Source organism: Acidimicrobiia bacterium, assembly GCA_016650365.1.
Classification (GTDB): domain Bacteria; phylum Actinomycetota; class Acidimicrobiia; order Spongiisociales; family JAENVV01; genus JAENVV01.
Map to the genome: position 1 here is coordinate 1 of JAENVV010000098.1, position 9,998 is coordinate 9,998.

General features: G+C 60.6%; 10 protein-coding genes. 8 read left to right on the plus strand and 2 right to left on the minus strand.

The features are described from left to right. From JJE47_05565 to JJE47_05580, 4 genes are all read left to right on the plus strand, one after another. On the plus strand, nt 1–848 hold an 848-nt coding region (locus tag JJE47_05565), incomplete at its 5' end, for an ABC transporter substrate-binding protein (GenBank protein ID MBK5266885.1). Continuing rightward, nucleotides 848–1,882, plus strand: coding sequence for an iron ABC transporter permease (locus tag JJE47_05570; protein ID MBK5266886.1), 1,035 nt, complete (start codon nt 848–850; stop codon nt 1,880–1,882). The genes JJE47_05565 and JJE47_05570, both read left to right, overlap by 1 nt. Then, entirely contained in the window at nt 1,879–2,679 is an 801-nt protein-coding gene (locus JJE47_05575; protein MBK5266887.1) for an ABC transporter ATP-binding protein, read from the plus strand. The genes JJE47_05570 and JJE47_05575 overlap by 4 nt, the downstream gene beginning before the upstream one ends. A gap of 351 nt (nt 2,680–3,030) precedes the next feature. After that, entirely contained in the window at nt 3,031–4,569 is a 1,539-nt protein-coding gene (locus JJE47_05580; protein MBK5266888.1) for an S-layer homology domain-containing protein, read from the plus strand. A gap of 24 nt (nt 4,570–4,593) precedes the next feature. Here JJE47_05580 and JJE47_05585 read toward each other — a convergent pair whose 3' ends face one another. Beyond that, nucleotides 4,594–5,721, minus strand: a complete 1,128-nt coding sequence (locus tag JJE47_05585) for an ATP-binding protein (GenBank protein MBK5266889.1) — start codon at nt 5,719–5,721, stop codon at nt 4,594–4,596. A 54-nt stretch (nt 5,722–5,775) separates the two neighbouring features. On the opposite strand from JJE47_05585, the gene JJE47_05590 reads away from it, so the two are divergent. Both JJE47_05590 and JJE47_05595 read left to right on the plus strand, forming a co-directional pair. Then, nucleotides 5,776–5,991: a hypothetical protein gene (locus JJE47_05590; protein MBK5266890.1), complete on the plus strand. Its 216-nt coding sequence runs from the start codon at nt 5,776–5,778 to the stop codon at nt 5,989–5,991. An 83-nt stretch (nt 5,992–6,074) separates the two neighbouring features. Then, nucleotides 6,075–6,380 (plus strand): hypothetical protein, encoded by a 306-nt coding sequence (locus JJE47_05595; GenBank protein MBK5266891.1) that lies wholly within the window; start codon nt 6,075–6,077, stop codon nt 6,378–6,380. Nucleotides 6,381–6,700: 320 nt separating this feature from the next. Here the strand turns inward: JJE47_05595 and JJE47_05600 are convergent, their stop codons facing one another. Beyond that, on the minus strand, nt 6,701–7,999 hold the full coding sequence (locus JJE47_05600) for a CoA transferase (protein ID MBK5266892.1): 1,299 nt from the start codon (nt 7,997–7,999) through the stop codon (nt 6,701–6,703). A 144-nt stretch (nt 8,000–8,143) separates the two neighbouring features. On the opposite strand from JJE47_05600, the gene JJE47_05605 reads away from it, so the two are divergent. Together JJE47_05605 and JJE47_05610 are read left to right on the plus strand one after the other, a co-directional pair. Then, nucleotides 8,144–9,772, plus strand: a complete 1,629-nt coding sequence (locus JJE47_05605; protein MBK5266893.1) for an acyl-CoA dehydrogenase family protein — start codon at nt 8,144–8,146, stop codon at nt 9,770–9,772. Continuing rightward, the coding region (locus JJE47_05610) for a hypothetical protein (GenBank protein ID MBK5266894.1) at nt 9,765–9,998 on the plus strand (234 nt) is incomplete at its 3' end. The genes JJE47_05605 and JJE47_05610, both read left to right, overlap by 8 nt.

The window sequence follows — 9,998 nt, forward strand, 5'->3', positions numbered from 1 at the left end:
CCGAAGATTCCGATTTTCCGGTCAGTTTCATTGACAGCCTGGGAGAGGTCACGATCGGAACCAAACCCATGGCCATAGTGTCGTTGTCACCGGCGTCGACTGAGATCCTCTTCGCGGTCGGGGCAGGGGACCAGGTTCTGGCGGTCGATTCACTGAGCAACTTTCCCGAATCCGCCCCGCTCGATCCGGACCTCTCGGCGTGGACCCCGAATATTGAGGCGATCATCGGGATGAATCCTGATCTGGTTGTGATCAGTGGTGACACCGGTGATTTCGTTGCCGGTCTGAACGCCGCCGGCATCCCGGTGATCACCCATTTCGCTCCTGCAAACCTTGACGACGTTTACTCCCAGATCGAGCAAGTTGGCGCTGCGACCGGAAACACCCCGGGGGCGGCCGCACTTATCGAACAGATGCAGGCGGACATCGCCGGGATCCTCGCCGGAGTCCCGACCTACGATGTGGCGCCGACGTATTACCACGAACTGGACGACACCCTTTACAGCGTCACTTCGCAGACCTTTATCGGTCAAATGTATGCCTTACTCGGCCTCCGGAACGTAGCGGATCCCGCCGACGCGGACGGATCCGCCTACGGATACCCGCAATTGTCGGCTGAGTACCTCGTGGATGCCGACCCCGACCTCATCTTCCTGGCCGATACCATCTGTTGTGGGGTCACCGCCGAATCGGTGGCTGGTAGGGCAGGTTGGGAAACCATGTCGGCGGTTCAGAACGGCTGGATCGTGGAGTTGAACGACGACGTCGCTTCCCGTTGGGGACCGCGAGTCGTCGAATTACTTCGGGCGGCCGCAGATGCCCTAACGCTGGCGGTGAGCAGCGACTGATGATCGATGTCGAACATTCTCGAGTGTTGCTTCGATGGTGGGTCATCGCCGCCTTGGTTCTGGTCGGAACGGTCCTCGGCGGCTTGTCAATCGGGCCCGTTTCGATAGGGATTGGTGATATTTGGGCAACGATAACCAGCCACATTCCAGGTGCGGGAGCTGCCGGGACGGTATCCCAGGCCCACCAGGCGATCATCTGGGACATCCGACTTCCGCGCGTTCTACTCGGTGTCCTGGTCGGCGGAATGCTTGCCACCGCCGGGGCCGCCTATCAAGGGGTATTTCGCAACCCGTTGGCCGATCCGTACCTACTAGGCGTAGCAGCCGGCGCCGGACTGGGTGCCACTCTCGCCATCGCAATCGGTGGAGGAGGCTCGGCACTTCTCCCGGTAGCGGCATTTCTGGGAGCGGTCGTGGCAGCCAGCATCACGTATGCAGTTGGGGCGGCCGGATCACGTGGCAATACGGTCACTTCACTCATTCTGTCAGGGGTCGCAGTGGCGGCGTTTCTGACCGCCGCTCAGACCTACGTACAACAGCGCAACTCTGAAACACTTCGTGAGGTGTACTCGTGGATTCTGGGGCGCCTTTCGACGGCGGGCTGGTCAGAAGTCCGTTCTGTCCTTCCATACGTTTTCGTGGCGTCAACCATCTTGTTTGCTCTGCGCAGGATGCTCGACGTGTTGGCATTGGGGGACGAGGAGGCGACCGCCCTCGGGTTGCCAGTCACCCGGATTCGCTTGATCGTCGTGGCGGCTGCGACTCTCGGGACGGCAGCGGTGGTCGCAGTGAGTGGTCTAATCGGATTTGTCGGGATCGTGATTCCACATCTCCTGCGTTTGCTGTTTGGTGCGAGCTATCGCCTGCTCATCCCGCTGTCATTCTTCGGTGGCGGGGCCTTCCTGGTAGCCGCCGACCTGTTTGCCAGAATTGCCATTCCTCCCGCCGAGCTACCCATCGGGGTCATAACGGCGTTCCTGGGTGCGCCATTTTTCGCCCTCATTCTGAGGACCCGGCCGGGGGTGGCCCGATGATTCGAGTCCAGGATCTGTCTGCCAGCTATGACGGCTTGGCGGTGTTTGAGGGGATATCACTGACGGTCATGGCGGGTGAATGGGTAGTTATCATCGGACCGAACGGCGCCGGCAAATCCACGCTGCTGCGTTCGGTGGCTGGTCTGGCGGACATGCCTGGTCTTGTCACCATCGACGGTCGTTCGATCAAAGACCTGTCGGCCCGCAACCGTGCTCAGCAGATTGCCTATGTGCCACAAGCGCCGGCGTTGCCCGCTGGTATGACGGTGATCGATTACGTTCTTCTTGGTCGGACCCCGTACCTGTCGATCCTCGGTAGCGAGTCGAAACATGATCTGGCGACGGTGCGCAATACCCTCGATCTTCTCGCCGTCAGTCACCTGGCCAAACGAGGTGTTGCCACCTTGTCTGGCGGCGAAGCGCAGCGAGTGGTTCTGGCCAGAGCGATCGCCCAGGAGCCACAGATCCTGTTGCTCGATGAGCCGACTTCCGCGCTTGATCTTGGCAAGCAGCAGGAGACCATGCAGATCATCGACGACCTTCGCTCGGAACGGAACTTGACCGTCGTGTCGACCATGCATGATTTGACTCTGGCCGGGCAGTTCGCCGACCGTCTGTTACTGCTGAATGGGGGAGCCATCCTGGCCGAGGGTACCCCAGGAGAGGTGCTCACGAGTGAGACGATCGCCCGCCACTACGGCGCCAATGTGCGAGTCATCCAGGATCCTGATGGCGGCGTCATCGTGGTTCCAACCCGCCATACACCAACCTCCGGGGCAGTGGACCAGGCGCTTTGAGGGTCCGGCGAGGTCGGTTGCCGTTACGTTCCCTGCCTTCATCCCAACGATCTCGGGCAAAAGGTCCCGATGCCAGGTCGGGTCTGCTCGCTTGCGGTCGGAACACCCGAACTATGAACTGGGAAGGGGAGCTGGTGAACGATTGCGGAAACACGCCGTGCTTCCTCGGTGAGTTTGTATGGGAGTCGAAGCAGCTCCTCCAACAGGTGTGGCGCCTCTAGCACTCCCGCCATTAGCCGCTCGTACTCGACTTGGCCCGACCCTTGGCTGCACTGTGCGCCTGCATACATGATAAGTGCGAGACCCAGGTTATGGTTCAACCCGGAAGCCGGTTAAGCCGATAGAGACCTAATGCGCCTGAAGTCAACTGTCTGTCTCGTCCTATTGTGGTCCTTGCTCGCCGCCCTAATCCCGGGTCAGGCAATGGGAATGGTCCAGTCAGCTCCTCCACCCGCTCCCGACCTGTTTGGGATAGCTACCCAGGACTTCCGAACTGACCTACCCTTGTTCCAGAGCAAGACGGGTCAGTATCCCTCGCTCTACCAACTGTTTTGGAACATCGAGGCTGGATGGCCCGTCGCTTGGGCACCTGCGGTTCTCGACGAGTTGAGTGCGATGGGCGTGACCCCGTACGTTGAGGTGAACACTGCGGGCGGTGACACGGCCGCGTACCAAGACTTTGTGGCGGGCAAGCTGGATGGAGACCTGGCAGCGATGGTGTCCATGCTGGCAACCTGGCTGAATGCCGACACCGATCATCGGATTGTTATCGCGCCGTTTGCCGAGCCAAATCTGCCTGAGCACCCATGGGGCGGAGACCCAACTGGCGCCATCAAGTCATATAGGAAGGTTCGGCAAGCGTTCGTAGATGCCGGACTCGGCGGAGACAAGGTCCGATTTGCCTGGTCGGTCAACGGTGGAATTTCGAACGGTTTCACCTACGCAGATTATTACCCGGGGGATCCGGTTGTCGACGTCATCGGCCTATCCAAGCTGAATCGCAACAACCCGTGGAAGGACTTCTACACCATCATCGGTGGGTACGTCGACCAGATTCAGAGTGAACTGTCCACGACTAAGCCAATTCTGGTTAGCCAAACGGGGTCAGTCGTCGAGGATGGCGATCGCGACCAGTGGCTTCGGGACATGTTCAGAAGTTTGGCCGCCGATGAACAGGTGATCGGTGCGATCTATTTCAACCGGGATAAGTTCGAAGGCGGGAAAGCCAACGACTATCGGATCATCAAGAACGGTACGGTCGATCCAGTCGTGGTAGCCGAACTGGGCGGATGGTCTGCGCCATCGGCCGCTTCCTGGCTCTTCGACGGGAGGCTCGACGCGTGGGTCGCGGCTCGTGAGCAGGCCTTTCAGCTCTCGGGGGGCTTCCTTGATACGGTGGATTCGATCTTCGCGGCCGATATTGGCTGGCTGGCTGCCAACGGAATCACCAACGGCTGCTCGATCAACCTGTTCTGTCCGAGTGCCCCAGTCACACGCGGTCAAATGGCGGCTTTCCTTGTTCGTGCCCTCGCTTTGCCTCCGTCAAATGTGGACAGATTCACTGATGATGATGGGTCCGTCTTTGAGGCGGACATCCAAGCGTTGGCCGCTGCCGGAATCACATTCGGTTGTCGAGCTTCCGAATATTGTCCAACCAAGGTTGTGACGAGAGGACAGATGGCGGCGTTCTTGCGGAGAGCCTTCGAAGGTTCCGTCGCAATTGGTGCGCCCATGGCTTTCAGGGATGACGATGGGTCTGTTTTCGAGGCAGACATCAGTTGGCTGAGCGCCAGTGACATTACCAAGGGCTGCGCGGCCGACCTCTACTGTCCGTCCGCGCCGATCACCCGCGGTCAGATGGCCGCGTTTTTGCATCGAGCGATGGGCTGAAGTCTCCGACCCAACGCTGAGTGGCTAGGGCGTCGGGTCGCGTTCACGAATCCAGGCCGCAAATAGGGGGTCGACCAGTTCGAGATCCTCACCGAAAGGACGCCAAGCCAGGCTGCGCCGCTCCAGCGCGATCAGCGCTTTGGCGGCGGTCCCTTTCGGGAGACCCAAGCGGCGGGCGGCCGCGCCGTATGGTGGCTCGTTCCATGCGAGCAGTCTCGCCGTTTTCCGTTGGCCGGTTTCGAGCCCGCTCTCGATAGCAACGAATTCATGGTGGCTGCGTGCCATGACCTCGGCGTAGGCGTCCGCCCACGTGTGCTCGTCGGCGATTCCGCTCTGTCCGGTTGACTGCCAAACCTGATGAGCGAGAAACGCGGCACGTTGGGGGTGTCCACGCGAAGCTGCCAACAGGTGGGGGAGCGCGGTGCCGATATCGCGACCGGTCACGGTGAACTTCTCTTCGATGAATTCAGCCAGCGCAGCGTCGGGGAGCCGACCAAGACGGAACTGTTCGGCCTGGCCGTACAGCGGGGCAACCCGATCAGCGAAGATCGTGTTGAGAATTGACTGTTCAGACCCTGCGAACAGATATGACAGCCGGTCGCGTTGGTGTTGGATGGTGGATCGGATGATCGCTTCGGCTTTGGCAACGTCTGCTACCGCTTGGAATTCATCCATAACGACCAGCGCCCGACAATCGAGGTCATCGGCGACTTTGTATGGGAGTCGAAGAAGCTCCTCCAGCAGGTGGGGGGCCTCTAGTTCGCCCCGCTTCAGCTGCAGTGATGCCGGTCCGTATCCCAGTTGCGCAGAAATTTCCGGGCTGCGACTGGCGAGCTTGCGCAGAGCGGAAGCGAATGGACCTGCCGGCACCGATTGCAGGGCCTGTCCGATTCGATGTGAGAGATCGTCGATGGTCTGCACACCGAGAAAATCGACCAATACGACAGCCAGGTCGTTGCTGTCGTGGGCATCCCGGCGAATCCGGTGGATGAGGCTCGTCTTGCCGTACCTGCGCGGCGCGTAGAGAAGTACAAATCGGCCGTGCATGGCCCGATCGGTCAGCGCAGCGATCTCGACTTCCCGGCCCACGACGTCATCGGGCGGAGCCGGTCCGTCGAATACAAAGGGGGAGGTCTCAATGTCAAACGTCATGGTGTTCCACAAGGATACCTTTATGGTGTTCCCTAGGGAGACCATTGGTAGTCGGTGGTCCGGGCCGAACCCGATTGGGTCTTCGTCGGCGACTCGAAGCGGCCGGGCCTCCTCACCCTTCGGGATGGTCATCTAGTGGGCTTGGCGACTTCCGACGTTGCCGTCGTTCCGGCGGACGAGACCGATGTCGGATTCGCACAGCTTGCCTACAAGCTGATCACGCTCGGCAGTCACGTGATTGAGCAACGACTTCTCATTAGCAATACCTAGCCGCGCTTCGGACCCTACTTGTGAGTAATATCGTCACTGTGACGAAACTACTTGTGAACAGGTGTGCCTGGTGTGGTGGGGTAATGGGCAAGAATGTAGGCCAGGGACGACCCAAGCGATATTGTCGGTCATCCCATCGGCAGCGAGCATACGAATCGCGCCGGCTCGCAACCACCCGCGGCCTGGAATCCGACGATGTGCTGATCAGCAGGTCGTCACTTGAAGCACATCGGGATCAGTTGTACCTGCTCGAAGCAGCCTACGAAGATGTCCTGACGGATTCGGTGGATGCAACGGCGCCTCAGATGCTCAAGACCGTTCGCTCCCTCAGGAGGTCCGTTGAGGCGGCGGTGGCCTGTGACCTCGAGATCCGAGCCACGGGTGCCTAACTGTGGACCTGTGATGTGAGCAAACGCCCATAATCCACGTTATGTAAAGTGGATCCAGGGGTATGCCAGTCTTTCGCCGCTCCTGGTCTCGAGGAGAGCATCGACAGGCGCTTCCGTGAGTTCATGGGTACGAGCGAGCCGTGCAGAGATGGATGTCGTCACCCCGCGGTTCGGCACGGCGCGCGGACCTGACGGACCCGGCGTCAAAAGCCGCGATGGTGCGTTGGACCGATGAGCCCTGCGCTCTTTCCAGGCGCGCACTCCCCTACTGTTGGGGTCATTGCAGTAACCCGGTGCGGCCGATCCAATCATCGAGTTGGCTAGGCACTCGCTACCACCTTCAGGTCATGGAGCCGTCCGATCTCAGCTCCGGTCAAGTCGAGCACCTCACTTAATATCTCGTCGGTGTGCTGACCGAGCAGGGGCGCCGCTCGTGGAGGAAGCCTGTCCGGCCCGATATCGAGTGGAGACCCGGGCATCAAATACCGTCCGATGCCCGGCTGATCAATCTCCTCAAGCATCGGGTTGGCAGCGCTAGCCCGCGGATCTTCCTCCAGCAGTTCTCGCATGGTCTGATACGGGCCCCACAAGACCCGGTTCGCGTCGAACACTGCCGCGATGCTGGCCAGACTGTGTGTGGCGATCCAAGCTTCGAGGATTCCGGCGATCGCCTTTCGTGCAGTGAAGAGATCTCCATCGCTCCGGAGCGCAAAACCCAGATCCTTCTCGATTGCCGCCAACTCAGTTTCGAGCCCGGTTGCTTCGATTATGCCGCGGAACTGTCTGGTGGTTATCGCCACCACCATCACCCGGCGGCCGTCTGCAGTCACGAAATCTCGGCCGAAGGCGCCAAAGAGATAGTTCCCATGTCTGGCCCGATCGTCGTCGTTGACCTGCACCTCACCGATATGACCGAGGTGACCAAGAGTCGCAAGAGCAACATCGAACAATGGAAGCTTGAGCAGACGGCCTTCTCCGGTCCGATGGCGGTGTCTGTCCGCCGCCAGAATCCCGGTGGCCGCCGTCATGCCTGTGATGAGATCCCAGGCAGGAAGGACGGAGTTCACGACACCATCGGACTCCTCCGGCCCGGTGATTACCGGGTATCCGACTGCAGCGTTGACCGTGTAGTCCACTGCTGTGGACCCGTCGGAGTTGCCGAGGATGTGGCACATGATGAGATCCGGACGTCGTACCACGAGACGGTCGTAATCAATCCATCCACCTTCCGGGTAATTGGTCAAGAAGATTCCGGCGTCCGGGCCTGGAGCGGTGATGAGGGACATCGCCAATTCCCGACCTTCGTCTGATCGAAGATCCAGCGCAATCGAGCGCTTGCCCTTATTCAGCCCCGCCCAGTAAAGGCTCTCGCCAGTCTCAGTAACGGGCCAGCGCAGGTAATCGAGTCCTCCCCCGATCGGGTCGAACCGGATCACGTCGGCCCCCAACTGGGCAAGGGTCATTCCGCCCAGCGGCCCGGCCACAAAGACTGCCCCTTCGACGACTCGCAGTCCGCTCAACAGACCTGAATCCACTGACTCTCCTTTCCCTGGCTGCGGGGGATTGTACCGAGGACAGCTCGACCGGCCTGAGCCGGAGGTGCTAAAAAGAAAGAACATCGACATGGAAAGAGGAACCCGCCATCGTGCAACTCGAAGCTCTTTGTTCGCCCCGGGTCATAGGCGCCCGACGTGCTCACCAAAGTCGCTGCGTGTACGGTTGGCTCGTCGAGTGACGGACGAGGCCCGTATGGACCCAATCGAATGAGCTGGCAGGAAGACGCCCGCCGGGCCGTCGACCGAATGCAGTCCGTGGTCGACTCGGCCACCACCCACCTTGCCGCTATTTCCCGTCGAGAGGGTCAGATCTCGACCGAACTGCTCGATCATCATCAGGAAGCCGTCTACCACTTTGCCTTCCTCGCTGCGGAGACCGCCATGGCGAAGGTGATGGTCGAATATTCGGACCATGGAGAGACCGAATCGTGGGTCGGACGAATCGCAGTCGCCGATCTGATTCGATCGGCAAGGGCACGGATAGATGGGCGGCGAACGACCCTGGGCATCGAGCATGACCTCGGCGGCGGCCCGTGTGAGCGGGTACTGGCGACCGGATCCGATCCCGACGCAGTCGAGGCGCTCGTCGTATCGTTCGAGTCGACCGATACAGGCCCCAGACACCTGAGCGATGAAGTCGCTTTGGTCGCCGACACTTTTGCCAGATTCGCCAGAGAACAGGTAGCGCCCGGAGCCGAAGAAATCCATCGCCACAATCTGGACGTTCCGGAGAAACTGATCGAAGGCATGGCAGCGATGGGTGCGTTTGGCATGTCGATTCCGGCGGATCGCGGCGGATTTCAGGATCCGGCCGGACCCGGACTCCTCGCCATGGCGGTCGCCACTGAAGAACTCTCGCGAGGATCGCTGATGGCCGGATCGCTACTGACAAGGCCTGAGATCCTGGTCACGGCCCTTCTCGATGGCGGAACCGAAGCGCAACAACACAATTGGCTGCCGCGTATCGCCGCAGGCGAGCAGATGGTCGCAGTGTCGGTCACTGAGCCCGATGTCGGCTCCGACGTCGCCTCCCTGCGAATGTCGGCCCGGCGGCACGGCGATCACTTCATCCTCGATGGGGCAAAGATGTGGGCGACCTTCGCCGGACGGGCGGAACTGTTGATGATTCTGGCCAGGACCAATCCCGATTTATCTGCCGGCGCAAAGGGTCTATCGCTGTTTGTCCTCGAGAAGCCCCCGTTTCCCGGGCATGAGTTCACCATCGAACAGGCAAGCGGCGGCACTCTGCGGGGTCGAGCAATCGACACCATCGGCTATCGCGGCTTACACAGTTTCGAGCTGACCTTCGACGACTTCATCGTGCCGTTTGAAGCACTCATTGGTGGAGAAGACGGTCTCGGAAGGGGCTTCTACCTCCAGATGGGAGCTTTCGCCTCAGGCCGCCTCCAAACGGCCGCCAGGGCGCTCGGTGTCATGCAGGCCGGATTCGACACGGCCCTTGCCTACAGCCAGACGAGGAATGTATTTGGTCGCCCGCTCCTGGAGTTCGAGCTGACCAGGGCCAACCTGGCCAGGACAGCGGCGCGTATCCAGGCCAACCGCCAGTTCACGTATCACGCGGCCAGACTGCTGACGGGAGGCGGTGGCCAGATCGAAGCGGCGATGGCCAAGGCACTCGCCTCGCGGGCGGCCGAGGAAATCACCAGAGATGCCATGCAACTCCACGGCGGCTACGGATATGCGGAGGAGTACCCGATTAGCAGGCTGTTCGTGGATGCCCGGGTCTTGTCGATCTTCGAGGGTACTGAAGAGGTTCTGGCCTTGCGGGTCATCGGCAAAGGCCTTCTTGAAAGGGCGGGCACAGCACATGACTGATCATCCCGGATATCGCCAGGCGCTTCTTGACTGGATGGCATGTGCGTTCGCCGGACGGTCCGAACCGGCCGCTCGAGCTTGCGCAATCGATGATGGCGGACTGGTGCAGCGCACGGCCCGGCTGGGGGTGGCCGGCCATGTCCTTGACTTCGACGACACCTATACCCCGGGACTCTCACATATCACCGCTCCCACCGCTCCTGCCGCCTTCGTGGTCGGAGTACAC